This window comes from Pseudomonas sp. MWU12-3103b (assembly GCF_023100615.1).
Taxonomy (GTDB): Bacteria; Pseudomonadota; Gammaproteobacteria; order Pseudomonadales; family Pseudomonadaceae; genus Aquipseudomonas; species Aquipseudomonas putida_A.
Genome location: NZ_JALMEY010000009.1, coordinates 99,738 through 114,651, shown reverse-complemented (window position 1 = coordinate 114,651; position 14,914 = coordinate 99,738). Strand labels below are relative to the sequence as shown.

At 61.1% G+C, this 14,914-nt stretch carries 13 protein-coding genes; 6 read left to right on the top strand and 7 right to left on the bottom strand.

All coding sequences use genetic code 11. The features are described 5' to 3' along the window. Positions 1–12: 12 nt before the first annotated feature. The 5 genes from M0808_RS15575 to M0808_RS15555 all read right to left on the bottom strand — a co-directional run bounded on the left by M0808_RS15575 (position 13) and on the right by M0808_RS15555 (position 6,373). Positions 13–1,140, bottom strand: coding sequence for an acyl-CoA dehydrogenase (locus M0808_RS15575; protein ID WP_096796065.1), 1,128 nt, complete (start codon positions 1,138–1,140; stop codon positions 13–15). Positions 1,141–1,285: 145 nt separating this feature from the next. Further along, positions 1,286–2,479: an acetyl-CoA C-acyltransferase gene (locus M0808_RS15570; protein WP_247841777.1), complete on the bottom strand. Its 1,194-nt coding sequence runs from the start codon at positions 2,477–2,479 to the stop codon at positions 1,286–1,288. A gap of 12 nt (positions 2,480–2,491) precedes the next feature. Then, complete coding sequence (locus M0808_RS15565) at positions 2,492–3,253, bottom strand: SDR family NAD(P)-dependent oxidoreductase (RefSeq protein ID WP_247841776.1); 762 nt, start codon at positions 3,251–3,253, stop codon at positions 2,492–2,494. Positions 3,254–3,268: 15 nt separating this feature from the next. Further along, a complete protein-coding gene (locus tag M0808_RS15560) occupies positions 3,269–4,933 on the bottom strand; it encodes an AMP-binding protein (protein WP_247841775.1) in 1,665 nt (554 codons plus the stop codon). Positions 4,934–5,356: 423 nt separating this feature from the next. Continuing rightward, a complete protein-coding gene (locus M0808_RS15555) occupies positions 5,357–6,373 on the bottom strand; it encodes an AraC family transcriptional regulator (RefSeq protein WP_247841774.1) in 1,017 nt (338 codons plus the stop codon). A gap of 294 nt (positions 6,374–6,667) precedes the next feature. On the opposite strand from M0808_RS15555, the gene efeU reads away from it, so the two are divergent. From efeU to efeO (M0808_RS15535), 4 genes are read left to right on the top strand one after another with little or no spacing between them, the layout of a single operon-like run. Continuing rightward, on the top strand, positions 6,668–7,522 hold the full coding sequence (gene efeU / locus M0808_RS15550; protein ID WP_247841773.1) for an iron uptake transporter permease EfeU: 855 nt from the start codon (positions 6,668–6,670) through the stop codon (positions 7,520–7,522). A gap of 8 nt (positions 7,523–7,530) precedes the next feature. Then, a complete protein-coding gene (gene efeO, locus M0808_RS15545; RefSeq protein ID WP_247841772.1) occupies positions 7,531–8,730 on the top strand; it encodes an iron uptake system protein EfeO in 1,200 nt (399 codons plus the stop codon). A gap of 17 nt (positions 8,731–8,747) precedes the next feature. Further along, complete coding sequence (gene efeB, locus M0808_RS15540; protein ID WP_247841771.1) at positions 8,748–10,046, top strand: iron uptake transporter deferrochelatase/peroxidase subunit; 1,299 nt, start codon at positions 8,748–8,750, stop codon at positions 10,044–10,046. Positions 10,047–10,071: 25 nt separating this feature from the next. Further along, positions 10,072–10,896 carry an iron uptake system protein EfeO gene (gene efeO, locus M0808_RS15535; protein WP_247841770.1) on the top strand — a complete coding sequence of 275 codons (825 nt, stop codon included), beginning with the start codon at positions 10,072–10,074 and terminating at the stop codon, positions 10,894–10,896. A gap of 150 nt (positions 10,897–11,046) precedes the next feature. Here the strand turns inward: efeO (M0808_RS15535) and pssA are convergent, their stop codons facing one another. Next, on the bottom strand, positions 11,047–12,390 hold the full coding sequence (pssA, locus tag M0808_RS15530; protein ID WP_115989828.1) for a CDP-diacylglycerol--serine O-phosphatidyltransferase: 1,344 nt from the start codon (positions 12,388–12,390) through the stop codon (positions 11,047–11,049). Positions 12,391–12,605: 215 nt separating this feature from the next. Between pssA and M0808_RS15525 the strand changes: the two genes are divergently transcribed. Next, complete coding sequence (locus tag M0808_RS15525; protein WP_096796073.1) at positions 12,606–13,169, top strand: TetR family transcriptional regulator; 564 nt, start codon at positions 12,606–12,608, stop codon at positions 13,167–13,169. Between the two features lie 56 nt (positions 13,170–13,225). Further along, positions 13,226–13,705 (top strand): nuclear transport factor 2 family protein, encoded by a 480-nt coding sequence (locus M0808_RS15520; protein ID WP_007963424.1) that lies wholly within the window; start codon positions 13,226–13,228, stop codon positions 13,703–13,705. Between the two features lie 122 nt (positions 13,706–13,827). Here the strand turns inward: M0808_RS15520 and sfnG are convergent, their stop codons facing one another. Then, on the bottom strand, positions 13,828–14,910 hold the full coding sequence (gene sfnG, locus M0808_RS15515) for a dimethylsulfone monooxygenase SfnG (RefSeq protein WP_247841769.1): 1,083 nt from the start codon (positions 14,908–14,910) through the stop codon (positions 13,828–13,830). Positions 14,911–14,914 lie beyond the last annotated feature (4 nt).

Sequence of the window (14,914 nt, the reverse complement as noted above, 5' to 3'; positions counted from 1 at the left end):
CAAGATTCCTTGTCAGAGATTGCGCGAAATAACCATGCGCTGAATGTCGCTGGTGCCTTCGTAGATCTGGCACACGCGCACGTCGCGGTAGATGCGCTCCAGCGGGAAGTCGTTGAGGTAACCGTAACCGCCCAGCGTCTGCAACGCCATCGAGCAGACTTTCTCGGCCATTTCCGAGGCGAACAGTTTCGCCATCGAAGCCTCGACCAGCGCCGGCTGACCGCTATCGCGCAGGGCCGCGGCGTAATGCACCATTTGCCGGGCGACGGCGATCTGCGTGGCCATATCGGCGAGGCGGAAGGCCACGGCCTGGTGCTCGATGATCGGCTTGCCGAAAGTATCACGCTCACGGGCGTAATCGCGGGCCGCTTCGAACGCAGCGCGGGCCATGCCCACCGCTTGCGAGGCGATGCCGACCCGCCCGCCTTCGAGGTTGGCCAGGGCGATTTTGTAGCCTTCGCCCTCCTCACCCAAGCGGTTGGCGACCGGCACCTTCACGTCTTCAAACAGAATCTGGCAGGTGTCCGAGGCGTGCTGGCCGAGTTTGTCTTCGACCCGCGCGACTTTATAGCCCGGCGAATCGGTGGGCACGATGAACGCCGTGATCCCGCGTTTGCCGGCACTCGGATCGGTCACCGCAAACACGATCACGATCCCGGCGTTCTGCCCGGAAGTGATGAACTGTTTGCAGCCGTTGAGTACGTAGTGCTCACCTTCCAGACGCGCGCGGGTTTTCAGGCTGCTGGCGTCTGAGCCGGCCTGCGGTTCAGTCAGGGCGAATGCGCCGAGCATGGCGCCGCTGGCCAGCGGTTTGAGGAAGCGTTCGCGCTGGTCGTCGTTGCCGAACTTGAGGATCGGCACGCAGCCCACCGAGTTGTGCACGCTCATGATGGTCGAGCAGGCGCCGTCGCCGGCGGCGATTTCTTCCAGGGCCATGGCGTACGCCAGGTAGCCGGTGTCACAGCCGCCCCACTGCTCCGGCACAAGCATGCCGAAGAAGCCCAGTTCGGCCATTTCGCCGATGGCTTCCTTGGGGAAACGATGCTCGCGATCCCACTCGGCGGCGAACGGTTTCAGCCGTTCCTCGGCGAACTGCCGGGCCATGTCGCGGATCTGGGTTTGGTCTTCGTTGGGAATCATGGTGAATCCTTAAATTCAAGTCGCACCGCCTATTCATTGTGGGAGGGGGCTTGCTCCCGAATTGGCCGTGTCAGTCAGACAATTTCTGAATGACACACCGCCTTCGGGAGCAAGCCCCCTCCCACAGGGAGAAAGGGCGTTGGCCTCAGTAGATGCATTCCACGGCCATCGCCGTGGCTTCACCGCCGCCGATGCAGATCGCCGCAATCCCGCGTTTCAGGTTTTTCTGGCGCAGAGCTGAGAGCAAGGTCACCAGAATCCGCGCGCCCGAGGCACCGATCGGATGGCCCAGCGCGCAGGCGCCGCCGTGCACGTTGAGCTTTTCGTGGGGGATTTCCAGGTGGGTCATCGCCGCCATCGCCACCACGGCGAACGCTTCGTTGATTTCGAACAGATCGACCTCGTTCAACGCCCAACCAGTCTTCTTCACCAGCTTCTTGATCGCGCCAATCGGTGCCACCGGGAACAGGCCCGGCGTGTCGGCAAATGCCGCGTGACCATGAATCACCGCCAGCGGTTTAAGCCCGAGTTTCTGCGCTTGCGACTGGCGCATCAGCACCAGTGCCGCCGCACCGTCGGAGATCGAGCTGGAGTTGGCCGCCGTCACCGTGCCGCCTTCGCGGAACGCCGGTTTCAGTGAGACGACCTTGTCCAGTTTGGCTTTCGGCGGCTGCTCGTCGTTGCTGATCAGCAGCTGTTCTTTGCCGACGGTCACGGTCAGCGGCACGATCTCGGCCTTGAAGCTGCCGTCCTTGATCGCCTGTTGGGCGCGGGTGGTCGAAGCGATGGCAAACGCATCCTGGGCTTCGCGGCTGAAGTCGTTGGTTTCGGCGCAGTCTTCGGCGAAGGTGCCCATCAGACGGCCCTTGTCGTAGGCGTCTTCGAGGCCGTCGAGGAACATCGAGTCTAGCACCCGGCCATGGCCCATGCGGTAACCGGCGCGAGCACGGTCGAGCAAGTATGGCGAGTTGGACATGCTTTCCATACCGCCGGCGATCACCACATCGGCGCTGCCGGCCAGCAGCATGTCGTGGGCGAGAATGGTGGTTTCCATGCCCGAGCCGCACATTTTGTTGACGGTGGTGCAGCGCGTCGATTTATCCAGCCCGGCACCCAATGCCGCTTGACGTGCCGGTGCCTGACCGAGGCCGGCCGGCAATACGCAACCGAACAGCACTTCGTCGACCGCGTCGCTGGCAACCCCGGCGCGCTCAACCGCTGCCTTGATCGCGGCAGCACCGAGTTGCGGCGCGGTGAGGCTTTTCAGTTCGCCCTGAAAACCGCCCATAGGGGTGCGGACGGCGCTGACGATAACAATCGGATCGTTGGCAATAGTCATGACAAATCCTCCTTACTTGGCGGCCATGCGCAAGGCGCCGTCGAGACGGATCACCTCACCGTTGAGCATGCTGTTTTCGATGATATGCCGAACCAGCGCGGCGTACTCGGCAGGTTTGCCAAGACGCGGCGGGAACGGCACGCCAGCGGCCAGCGACTCGCGCACTTCCGGAGTCATGCCGGCCATCATCGGCGTTTCGAAAATGCCCGGGGCGATGGTCATCACGCGGATGCCGAAACGCGCCAGTTCACGGGCGGCCGGCAGGGTCAGGCTGGCGATCGCGCCTTTGGAGGCGGAATACGCGGCCTGACCGATCTGGCCGTCGAACGCTGCGACCGAGGCGGTGTTGATGATTACCCCGCGCTCGCCATCGGCATTGGCTTCGCTCTCGGCGATGGCCGCCGCGGCCAGACGCAACATGTTGAAGCTGCCGATCAGATTGACGTTGATCACCTGGGCAAAACTCGACAGCGCATGCGGGCCGTTCTTGCCGAGGATCTTTTCGCCACGGACGATACCGGCGCAGTTGACCAGACCGTTGAGGCTGCCAAAGGCTTTGAGCGTCGCCTGCACCGCAGCTTCGGCAGCGGCTTCGTTGCTGATATCGGCGACGACGCTTTGCGCGCCGAGACGCTGGGCCTGAGCGGAAACGGCTTCGGCATTCATGTCCACCAGCATCACTTTGGCGCCGGCGTTGACCAGCAATTCAGCGGTGGCGGCACCCAAGCCGGAAGCGCCGCCGGTGACGATAAAAACCTTGTTCTCGATCTGCATGACTGACTTCCTGATTCAAGCTGAAACGTTATGCGCCGCAGCCTCTTGAGCCTTGGCGATTTCCTGGTTGCGCAAGATAAAGCGCTGCAATTTGCCGCTTGGGGTTTTCGGCAATTCGCTGACAAATTCGATTTCCCGCGGGTACGAATGCGCGGCCAGACGCTTGCGCACGTGTTGCCGCAGCTCTTCGGCCAGCGCCGGTTCGGCGCGGTATTGCGGGTTGAGCACGACGAAGGCCTTGACCAGTTCGGTGCGCTCCGGATCCGGCTTGCCGACCACGGCGGCTTCGACCACCGCCGGGTGTTCGATCAGCGCGCTTTCGACGTCGAACGGGCCGACGCGGTAGCCAGAGGTGGTGATCACGTCATCACTGCGCCCAACGAAGCTGATGCTGCCGTCCGGGTTCCACTCCACGGTATCGCCGCTGAGGTAGTAATCGCCGACGAAGGCTTTGGTCGGCACGCCCTCGTAGCCGCCGAACCAGCACATCGGCGACTGGGTGCGGTCGATGGCGAGAATGCCCGGCTGACCGACACCGAGCTCGTTGTAGTGCTCGTCGAGCACCACGATGCGATGGCCCGGCGAGGCGAAACCGGCGGCGCCGAGGTGGATCGGGTGTTCCAGGCCGTGGTGGTTGCACAGGACCATGCCCAGTTCGGTCTGGCCGTAATGGTCGTGAATGACTACGCCGAGGTTGTCGGCGAACCAGCGGATCACTTCCGGGTTCAGCGGCTCGCCAGCGCTGCTGACGATGCGCAGCTTGCCCTTGATCGACTTGGCGAACTCGTTGCCGCCGGCAATCAACAAGCGGTACGCGGTCGGCGAACCTGTGAGGTTGGTGATGGCGTATTTGTTGATCACCCGGCAGGTGCTTTCGAGGGTGAACGGGCCATCGTAAAAGGTGATCGGGTGCCCCATCGACATAGGGCCGGTGACGCCGAAATAGATGCCGTAGGCCCAGCCCGGATCGGCGACGTTCCAGAACGAATCTTCGGGACGCAGATCCACCGCGTCGCGGGTGTAGCTCTGGAACGCGACGATGGCCTTGAGCGGCACCGACAGTGCTTTCGACGGGCCGGTGGTGCCCGAGGTGAACATCAGCAGGAACGGGTCTTCGCCGCTCAGCAGCACCGGCTCGCAGAGATTGGAATAGTTGGCCAGCTCGGCCCAGAAACTGAAATCGCCACGGACGATGCCCTGGCCCTTGGCGCCGCCGACGGTGACGATGGTCGGGCAATCGCTGACTTCAGCGAGTTTCGGCCGGTTGACCGCATCGGTGACCACCACTTTGGCGCCGGAACTGTTCAGGCGATGCTCGATGGCCTTAGGGCCGAACGCGGTGAACAGCGGCTGATACACCGCGCCGATGCGCCAGGTGGCGAACACGGTGATGAGCAATTCGATGTTGCGTGGCAGCAGGCCGGCGACCTTGTCGCCCTTCTGCACGCCTTGTTCGCGAAGGAAATTGGCGAAACGCGCGGCTTGGTCTTGCAGCTCGCTGAAGGTGTACGTGGCACTCGCGCCGTCGCGGCCCTCCCAGAACAACGCAATGCGCCCAGGCAATGCGTGGCGGTCGCAACATTCGACGCAGGCGTTGAGCGCCTCCAGCGTACCGCTGAGCGCAGCGTCCACGGTGTGCTGATAGTTGAACTGTTCGGTGGCAGACAAGTAATCGCGCATTGCCAGAATCCCTCGGTGTTTTTATTAGGCTGGGAACCGTAAACAACACAGGGATAGTCGCGCTGCGGCGCGGAGGCGGCAATGGTCAAAGCTGTCAATCTGGCTGATTGGTTTGGCCAAGATTCCAGAGATGTGCCGCCTGGACTGGCGCCTTCGGGAGCAAGCCCCCTCCCACAGGGAATTGCATTTCACAATGAGGGATCAGCCACAAAAGCAAGGGAGGCTGCAATCACAGAAGGAATGCATTTCAAATGGAAGGCCACCTGGGCAAGCCAGGCAGGCTGCACATCACAGGAACAATGCATTTCAAAATGATGGCCACCTGAGCAATCCAGGCAGGCTGCAATCACAGGAAGAATGCATTTCAAATGTGGGAGGGGGCTTGCTCCCGAAGAGGCCCGATCAGGCGACTGACAATCCGGATCAGACGGCTTCGTTGAGGATCAACGTGCGGTAATGCCCCGGATTCGACCCGGACCACTTGCGAAAAGCCTTGTAGAACGAACTCGCATCGGCAAACCCCAGCCGCGTCGCGATTTCGACGAAGCTGATCGACGGTTCGGCCAGCCAGGTAATTGCCAGTTCCTTGCGCACGCTGTCCTTGAGCCCCTGATAGGTCTGCCCCTCCTCGGACAGTCGCCGGCGCAGGGTCGAGGCGGACATGCACAGTTGTTGCGCCAGCGCCTCAGTCTCCGGCCACTGTTCGGCGGGTAGCTGCCGCAGATCCTGCTTGATTCGGCTGGCGAGGCTTTCGGGGTCGCGGTATTTCACCAGAATGTTCGCCGGCGCATGGGCCAGAAAGCGTTTCAGTTCTTCGGCCGTACGCTTGATCGGCAGGTCGAGGCAGTCAGCAGCAAAGATCATCCGCGTGCGCGGACGGTCGAAGCGCAGGTTTTCCGAGAACATTACCCGGTAGTCGTCGCAGAAATCCGGCTCGGCGCAGCGCAGCTCGATCGCCAGAATCGGAATCCGCCGCCCCGCCAGCCAGCAGGCCACGCCGTGGACGATCATCCAGTAGGTGAAATAGGTAAACGCCCGACGCGGCTCGGGATCGTCTTCGAGCAGGACGATTTCCGCCAGGCTCTGCTGATGCGCCAATTGCGCGGGCATTTTTTCCAGCATCAAGGAGAGGAAATTCAGGCCCATGCCCAGGCCGGCGGCCAGCGTCGGTTGCGCCATGGCGCTGCGGCAAAGGAACTCAAGACTGCCGGACTTGAGTTTGCGCGGATCCATGCCGAAGAACTCGTCATCGCCGCGCCGGGCCAGCAAGCGCCAGAGTCTGGCGTATTGCGAGGCAGGCACCCGACCTTGCTCGCTGTGCAGCAGCGCCGGAGCAATCCCGATCTTGTTCAGGACTTCATCCGTGGCCACGCCCGGGGCACAACTTTGCAGCAGCGCTTCACGCACCAGTTGAACGGCGATGGTGTCTTTTTCCGACATGGAGCGAGGCAGACCTTGTTGTTTTCGAGTGACCGGCATCTTAACGCAGGATGCGAATTCAGCACGAATCCCCTGTGGGAGCGGGCTTGCTCGCGAAGGCGATGTGTCAGCAACATCCTTATCGACTGACGCGCCGCCTTCGCGAGCAAGCCCGCTCCCACAATTGGATCTGAGCAAAGCCAAGATAGGTGCCGTTCAGCTGGCGTTCAGGTAAATGTCAACCATCCCCATTTGGGAATGAGTGTCATTATGTTACAACTTAGCCACCTATCTAAATCACTCGTGGTTGCCTGAATGCTCGTTCCCTTTCTGATCATGCTGCGCGAAGGCATTGAAGCCGCGCTGATCGTTGGCATCATCGCCAGCTACCTGCAACAGACCGGTCGTGGCCAGTGGATGCCGGCAGTGTGGATCGGCGTCTTCCTCGCCGCCGCTCTGGCGCTGCTGGTCGGCGGTGGCCTGGAACTGGTCAGCGCCGAATTCCCACAGAAACAGCAGGAGTTGTTTGAAGGCATTGTCGGTCTGGTCGCGGTGGGCATTCTCAGCTCGATGGTGTTCTGGATGCGCAAGGTTGCGCGCTCGATTAAGTATTCGTTGCAAGCCTCGCTCGATCACGCCCTGACCTCGTCAAAGCATCAAGTGATCGCGCTGATCGCCATGGTGTTCTTCGCCGTGGCTCGCGAAGGCCTGGAAACCGTGTTCTTCCTGCTCGCCGTGTTCCAGCAGAGCGAAGGTCCGGGCGCGCCGATCGGTGCCCTGCTCGGCCTGGTGCTGGCGATTGTCGTCGGCTTCCTGATCTACAGCGGCAGCATGCGCCTGAACCTGTCGGCGTTCTTCAAGTGGACCGGGTTGTTCATTCTGGTAGTCGCCGCCGGGATCCTCGCCAATTCGGTGCAGGCGCTGCATGAAGCCGGCGTGTGGAATCACCTGCAAACCGTGCTGTTCGACTTCAGCGCGACGCTGCCGATGGACGGCCCGCTGGGTTCGGTGCTGGCCGGCATGTTCGGGTATCAGGATGCGCCGACCGTCAGCACTCTCGGTGCGTACCTGATCTATCTGGTGCTGGCGCTGGTGATGTTTTTCTACCCCGCCGCGCCGGCCTCCAGCGCTGACGCCGCCGGCAAATCGTCTTCCGTTTCCAGCCAATAAGGGCCTCCATGTCAAAGCCTAATACTCCTCAGGCCTCGCCTCCCCGCGCCTTGCGCTGGGCGGTGGCCGGTTCGGTGGTCGTGATGATCGCCGCCGGTGGCCTGTTCTACTACGCCTCGAAAATGGCCGCGGCCAAGCGTCAGCACAACCATGATGAAGTGGTGGTCAACATCAACGCCCACAGCTGTGATCCGAACGAGTTGACGGTTCCCGCTGGCCGCGCCAGTTTCCGCATCGTCAACCGCTCCGACCGGGCGGTGGAATGGGAAATCCTCGACGGCGTGCTGGTGATCGAAGAGCGCGAAAACATCGCGCCGGGCCTGAGCCAGGTGATCAACGCCAACCTGCAACCCGGCGACTATGCGATCACTTGCGGTCTGCTGAGCAATCCACGTGGCGTACTGCACGTAACGCCGACTGCGGCTTCCGATGCTGCCGCCAAGGCCAAGCCGTCGATGGTCGCTTTCGTCGGGCCGCTGTCGGAGTTTCGCGTGTATCTGGCGACGCAGGGCAGCGCGATGATCAAAGCCGTGACCGCGCTGAATCAGGCGATTGCCGGTGGCGACCTGGCCCAGGCACAGGCGCTGTACCTGCCGGCGCGTGCCGCTTACCAGCGTCTGGCACCTGCCGCGCAACGGCTGGCCGAACTGGACAACAGCATCAATGCCCGCGCCGATTACTTCGAAAAACGCGAACAGGATCCGGCCTTCGTCGGCTTCCACCGCGTCGAATATGCACTGTTCCAGCAACGCAGCCTCGACGGCTTGAACCCGGTCGCCGAGCGCCTGCTGGCCGACGTCACCACCCTAAAACAGCAACTGCTGGCCCAATCGCTGCCACCGGAGCAACTGGTGAGCATCGTGGTGCGCAACCTCAACACCCTAGCCGACGTGCGCGCCGCCAGCGGCGAAGAGGAACGCTACAGCCACGCCGACCTCAATGGCTTCGCCAGCAACCTGGAAACCGCACACAAAGTGGTCGAGCTGCTGCGGCCGATGCTGACCAAGTCAGCGCCGGATCTGCTGCCGAAAATCGACGCGGCGCTGAGCGATTTCGACAGCGTACTGAACAGCTTCAAGGTCAAGGACGGCTACGCCACTTACGACATGGTCAGTGGCGAACAACGCAAACAGATCGCCGACAAGGCTCAGGCCCTGGCTGACGCTCTGGATGGCATCGATCCCGCCCTCGGCCTTTCCGGCCTCTAAGCAGAAGACGAATACCGATGAAAGAATTGCAAAACCTCGACCTGCAACGTCGCCGCCTGCTGATGGGCATGGGTGTCGCCGGCGTCGCCCTGGCCGGTTCGGCCCTGAGCTGCCCGGCCATGGCTGCAGCGCCGGCGCAAGTCACCGAAGCGCCGAGCAGCGACAAGACCGAAGACCGCCACGATTTCCACGGCGTGCACCAGACCGGGATCGTCACCCCGCGGCCGGCGGCCGGCATGTTCGTGTCGTTCGACGTACTGGCTAGCGATCGCGAAGACCTTGAGCGGCTGTTCCGTACCCTCAACGAGCGCATCGCGTTCCTGATGAAGGGCGGCCCGGTGGCGCAGATCGACCCGAAACTGCCGCCGCCGGATTCCGGCATTCTCGGCCCGGTGGTGACCCCGGACAACCTGACCATCACCGTCTCGGTAGGCGAATCGCTGTTCGACGAGCGTTTCGGCCTGGCCGCCGCCAAACCGAAGCGCCTGCAACGCATGGTCGGCTTCCCCAACGATGCGCTGGAGGCCGATTGCTGCCACGGCGACTTGAGCCTGCAGTTCTGCTCGAACACTGCCGACACCAACATTCACGCCTTGCGCGACATCGTCAAGAACCTGCCGGACCTGCTGCTGGTGCGCTGGAAACAGGAAGGCAGCGTGCCGCCACAAGCCCCGGCCAAACCGGGTGTGCCGGCGCAATCGGCGCGTAACTTTCTCGGTTTCCGCGACGGCTCGGCCAACCCCGACTCCAACGACGCCAAGGCGATGGACAAGATTGTCTGGGTGCAACCGGGCAGCGATGAGCCGGCGTGGGCGGCCCACGGCAGCTATCAAGCGGTGCGGATCATCCGCAATTTTGTCGAGCGCTGGGATCGTACGCCGTTGCAGGAACAGGAAAGCATCATCGGCAGGGTCAAGACCACTGGCGCACCGATGGGCGCGCAGCATGAGACCGAAGTCCCGGATTACAGCAAAGACCCGGAAGGCAAACTGACCAAGCTCGACGCACACATTCGCCTGGCCAACCCGCGCACCGCCGCGAGCCAGGCCAACCTGATCCTGCGCCGGCCGTTCAACTACTCCAACGGCGTGAACAAGAACGGCCAGCTCGACATGGGCCTGCTGTTCATCTGCTACCAGGCCGATCTGGAAAAAGGCTTCATCACCGTGCAGACCCGGCTCAACGGCGAGCCGCTTGAGGAATACCTCAAACCGGTCGGCGGCGGTTACTTCTTCACCCTTCCGGGTGTCACCGGCGACAAGGATTTCATCGGTCGCTCGCTGCTCAACGCCACCCAACCCAAAACAGCTGCCTAACCATAAAAACCATCGGAGCCGCTCCATGAAAAAGTCGCCACTCGCGTTACTGCTGACCCTCGGTTTGCTCAACAGCCCACTTTCGGCGTTCGCCGCGACGGCGCCACTGGATCTGGTCGGCCCGGTCTCGGACTACAAGATCTACGTCACCGAGCAACTGGATGAACTGGGCAGCCACACTAAACAATTCACCGATGCGGTGAAGAAAGGTGATCTGGCCACCGCGCAAAAGCTCTACGCGCCGACCCGCGTCTACTACGAGTCGATCGAGCCGATTGCCGAGCTGTTCAGTGACCTTGATGCGTCCATCGACTCGCGCGTCGACGACCACGAAAAAGGCGTGAAGGCTGAAGACTTCACCGGTTTTCACCGCATTGAATATTCGCTGTTCTCGGAGAAAACCACTGAAGGCCTGACCGCTCTGGCGGACAAGCTCGACAGCGATGTGAAAGACCTGCAAACCCGCGTCGCTGGCCTGACCTTCCCGCCGGAGAAAGTCGTCGGTGGTGCGGCCGCGCTGCTGGAAGAAGTCGCCGCGACCAAGATCTCCGGTGAAGAAGACCGTTATAGTCACACCGACCTGTATGACTTCCAGGGCAACATCGACGGCGCGAAGAAAATCGTCGACCTGTTCCGTCCGCAGATCGAAAAACAGGACAAGGCGTTTGTTGCCAAAGTCGACAAGAACTTCGCAACCGTGGACAAGATCCTTGCCAAGTACAAGACCAAGGACGGTGGTTTCGAGACTTATGACAAAGTGAAGGATAACGACCGCAAAGCACTGGTCGGGCCGGTCAATACCTTGGCGGAAGACCTGTCCACATTGCGTGGCAAGCTGGGTCTGAACTGAGTTTTTGTAGCGCCTGATCCGGCCCCTTCGCGAGCAAGCCCGCTCCCACAGGGGGAGTGTGTTGAGCACAAACCGTGTGGTCGACACAAATCCAATGTGGGAGCGGGCTTGCTCGCGAAAGCGGTGGCAGCGCACCCAATGACTTGAGCCTTACAAAATCCGGTAGAGCAACCGCTCAATCCGCACCCGACTCACGCGCTTGAGAAACTTCGCCACCCCTGCCGGGTACTCCGGCAAGGTTTCCAGGTTCTGGAAACTGGCAATCCGCGTGGTGTTGCGGAAGATCTCTTGCTGCTCCTTCGCCCGTGGCTCAAGCCACTCGCCTTGCGGATCATCGATCAAAAGAGCGTTTTCCAGGTCCAGACGAAACGCCCGTGGATTGAGGTTGTTGCCGGTCAGCAGCGTATAGCGCTGGTCGACCCACATGCCCTTGAGGTGATAGCTGTTGTCGCCATCCCGCCACAGATGCAAGTTCAACTGGCCGCTGTCGATGTTGCGCTGATGCCGCTTGGCAAAACGCCGCAGGCTGATTTCGTACAGATACGGCAGCGCCGCAATCACCTTGAACGGCTCGCTCGGCGGAATGTAGAAATCGTTGGCCGTCTTGTCGCCGACCACGATGTCGATCTTCACCCCACGGGCCAGCGCACGGTTAACCTCGCGGATGATCGGCAGCGGCAGGTTGAAGTACGGCGTGCAGATGGTCAGCTGCTGTTGTGCACTGGCGATCAGCTCGACAATCACCCGGTTCAACGGGTTGTTCTTGCCCACGCCCAGCAGCGGACTTACCGACAGGCCGGTATGCGCGGTGCTGCCGGCGCTGGTGTCGTACGCCGCATATTTGAGACGGCTGCGCAGGTCGCCGATGTCGTTGCGCAGGCTGCGGGTAGTCGGCAGGTTCGGCAGGTCGAGGCGATGCACAGCCTTGGATTCGATCAGGCCGTGCTTGACCAGGTGATGCATTGAATCCGCCAGTTCGCGGCTGTGCAGCACGTGGTAGCGGTCGAAACGGTACTTGTCGAACTTGTGCAGGTAGACGTTGTTCAGGCTTGCACCGCTGTAAACCACGCAATCGTCGATCACGAAGCCTTTCAGATGCAGGACGCCGAACAGTTCGCGGGTCTGTACCGGCACGCCGTAGACCGGCACTTCGCTCTGATGGGTGCGGGTCATTTCCTGGTACCACGCCGAGTTGCCCGGCTGTTTGCCGGCACCGATCAACCCGCGCTGGGCGCGCAGCCAGTCAACCACCACGACGATCTCCAGCTCCGGGCGCTTGAGCTTGGCGGCGTGCAAGGCATCGAGGATTTCCTGACCGGCCTCGTCGTGCTGCAGATACAGCGCAACGATGTAGATGCGCCGGGTCGCCTCGGCGATTTTCTCCAGCAGGCAACGACGGAACTCGGCGGCGCCGGACAGAATGGTCACGGCCTCGGCAGTCAGCGGAAAGCTGCGCAGTTTGGGCAGCAAAGAGCGTTTGAAAAGCAACGGCATAGGGCTCGCAATGGGTCGAATCCGAAGAACCCGAGAGCTTACACCATCAACCGGTTCGGGTCTTGTTACTGTCTGTAATGCCCCCTTCGCGAGCAGGCTCGCTCCCACAATGGATCGCATTTCAAATGTGGGAGCGAGCCTGCTCGCGAAAGCGGTATGGCAGACACAAAAATAACTGCTTGACCAAGGAGAACGATCGTTCTACTGTTCGCCACATGAACGAAATCACTGACACCTCGACCCGCGACATCATTCTGGATGTCACCGAAAAGTTGATCTACAAAAGTGGCATCGCGGCCACCGGCATGGATCTACTGGTGAAAACCGCCGGCGTCTCCAGAAAAAGCATCTACCGCTACTTCGCCAACAAGGAGGAGCTGACCGTCGCTGCCCTGCAACGCCGCGATGTGCGCTGGATGCATTGGTACAGAAGTGCTGTCGATCAGGCCGAAACCCCGGCCGACCGCCTGCTCAACCTGTTTACCGTGCTCAAAAGCTGGTTCGCTTCGGAAGGTTTCCGTGGCTGTGCCTTCATCAATACCAGTGGCGAGACCGGTGATCCCGAAGACCCGGTGCGCCAGGTCGCCAAAGACCACAAACAGAAGCTGCTCGACTACCTGTGCGAGCTGTGTACCGAACATGGCGTCGAAGATCCGCAACGTCTGGCCAGACAATTGCTGATCCTGATTGACGGCGCCATTACCGTAGCGCTTGTGATGGGTGATCACAGTGCCGCTGATAATGCGCAATGCATGGCGCGTAAGTTATTGGACCTGTAACGCCTTAAATAAGCCTCAACCGTTGTTTAATCGTTAATTAGATCGGGAGACTGAAAATGTCGACTGCTGCCCAAGTGCGTCCGCCTTTACCGCCGTTCAACCGTGAATCGGCTATCGAAAAAGTACGTCTGGCCGAAGATGGCTGGAACTCCCGCGATCCCGAGAAGGTGTCGCTGGCCTACACCCTCGACACAAAATGGCGCAACCGCGCCGAGTTCGCCAACAACCGCGAAGAAGCCAAGGCCTTCCTGACCCGTAAATGGGCCAAGGAACTCGACTACCGCCTGATCAAGGAACTCTGGGCGTATTCGGACACGCGGATTGCCGTGCGCTATGCCTATGAATGGCGCGACGATTCGGGCAACTGGTTCCGCTCCTACGGCAACGAAAACTGGGAGTTTGATGAGCACGGGCTGATGTTCCAGCGCTATGCCTGCATCAACGACATGCCGATCAAGGAAAGCGAGCGCAAGTTCCATTGGCCGCTGGGTCGGCGTCCGGATGATCATCCGGGGCTCTCCGATCTCGGTCTCTGAGTTCACATAGATCGAAAATGTGGGAGCGAGCTTGCTCGCGAAGGCGTCGTGTCAGTCAATATTCATGTAACTGACAAACCGCTTTCGCGAGCAAGCTCGCTCCCACATTGGTTTTGTGGTGTTCAGGCTACTGCGGCAGTCCTTTCGGCTTCTAGCTCGCGCACCAGCGGCAGCACATGCTTGCCGAAATACTCCACCTCCTCCTGAAAGTGCAGAAACCCCGCCAACACCAGATCCACCCCCACCGCTTTCAGCGCCACAATCCGCTCGGCAATCTGCTGTGGCGTGCCGATCAGGTTGGTCTTGAAGCCATCGTTGTATTGCACCAGATCCTCGAACGTCGATTTCGCCCAGTTGCCCTCACCTTCCGGCGACGCCCTGCCCGCTTGCTTCGCTGCGTCACCAAAGGCGTTAACCGCTTCCGGGTCAGCCTGGTCGATGATCTGCGCCAGTACCGCACGCGCTTCTTCTTCAGTGTCGCGAGCGATGACAAAGGCGTTGACGCCGATCTTCACCGAATGCTTGTTGGCCGCCGCTTTGGCCCGGATGTCATCGACCTGCGCCTTGATCCCTTCGACACTGTTGCCGTTGGTGAAATACCAGTCCGAGACCCGCGCCGCCATGTCTCGTGCCGCACGGGAACTGCCGCCCTGAAAGATTTCCGGGCGCCCGAGCGGTTTCGGTTTGAGGGTGTAATGGTCGAAGCGGTAGAAGTCACCGCGAAAGCTGAAGTTATCCTGGCTCCAGATCCCGCGCAGCGAGCGGATGAATTCTTCGGAACGCCGGTAGCGCTCGTCGTGTTCCAGCCAATGTTCGCCGATGGCCTGGAATTCGCCCTTGAACCAACCGCTGACGATGTTCACCGCAATCCGGCCGTTGGTGAGTTGATCGATGGTCGCCAACTGCTTGGCTGCCAGCGCCGGTTGCCAAGGCCCCGGCAGAATCGCCGCGATGACTTTGAGCCTGGTGGTAGCCGCCAGCAGCGCATGACTGAACGCCACCGACTCATGCTGGAACTCGGCACCGTAACCGGCGGTAAAGCGGATCTGCGTCAGGGCATACTCGAACCCCGCCGCTTCGGCGAGTTGCGCCAGTTTGCGGTTGTAGTCGATGCCCCAGTCGGTGCGCTGCTCGATCTTGCTGACCACCAGGCCGCCACTGACGTTCGGCACCCAGTAGGCGAATTTCACGGCTTGCTTGCTCATTGGC

Bases quoted from the DNA above. Each gene is read 5' to 3' on its own strand.
- sfnG (WP_247841769.1), bottom strand. From the start codon at position 14,910: ATGAGCAAGCAAGCCGTGAAATTCGCCTACTGGGTGCCGAACGTCAGT.
- M0808_RS15565 (WP_247841776.1), bottom strand. From the start codon at position 3,253: ATGCAGATCGAGAACAAGGTTTTTATCGTCACCGGCGGCGCTTCCGGC.
- efeU (WP_247841773.1), top strand. From the start codon at position 6,668: ATGCTCGTTCCCTTTCTGATCATGCTGCGCGAAGGCATTGAAGCCGCG.
- efeO (WP_247841772.1), top strand. From the start codon at position 7,531: ATGTCAAAGCCTAATACTCCTCAGGCCTCGCCTCCCCGCGCCTTGCGC.
- M0808_RS15525 (WP_096796073.1), top strand. From the start codon at position 12,606: ATGAACGAAATCACTGACACCTCGACCCGCGACATCATTCTGGATGTC.
- M0808_RS15520 (WP_007963424.1), top strand. From the start codon at position 13,226: ATGTCGACTGCTGCCCAAGTGCGTCCGCCTTTACCGCCGTTCAACCGT.
- M0808_RS15560 (WP_247841775.1), bottom strand. From the start codon at position 4,933: ATGCGCGATTACTTGTCTGCCACCGAACAGTTCAACTATCAGCACACC.
- M0808_RS15555 (WP_247841774.1), bottom strand. From the start codon at position 6,373: ATGTCGGAAAAAGACACCATCGCCGTTCAACTGGTGCGTGAAGCGCTG.
- M0808_RS15575 (WP_096796065.1), bottom strand. From the start codon at position 1,140: ATGATTCCCAACGAAGACCAAACCCAGATCCGCGACATGGCCCGGCAG.
- efeB (WP_247841771.1), top strand. From the start codon at position 8,748: ATGAAAGAATTGCAAAACCTCGACCTGCAACGTCGCCGCCTGCTGATG.
- pssA (WP_115989828.1), bottom strand. From the start codon at position 12,390: ATGCCGTTGCTTTTCAAACGCTCTTTGCTGCCCAAACTGCGCAGCTTT.
- M0808_RS15570 (WP_247841777.1), bottom strand. From the start codon at position 2,479: ATGACTATTGCCAACGATCCGATTGTTATCGTCAGCGCCGTCCGCACC.
- efeO (WP_247841770.1), top strand. From the start codon at position 10,072: ATGAAAAAGTCGCCACTCGCGTTACTGCTGACCCTCGGTTTGCTCAAC.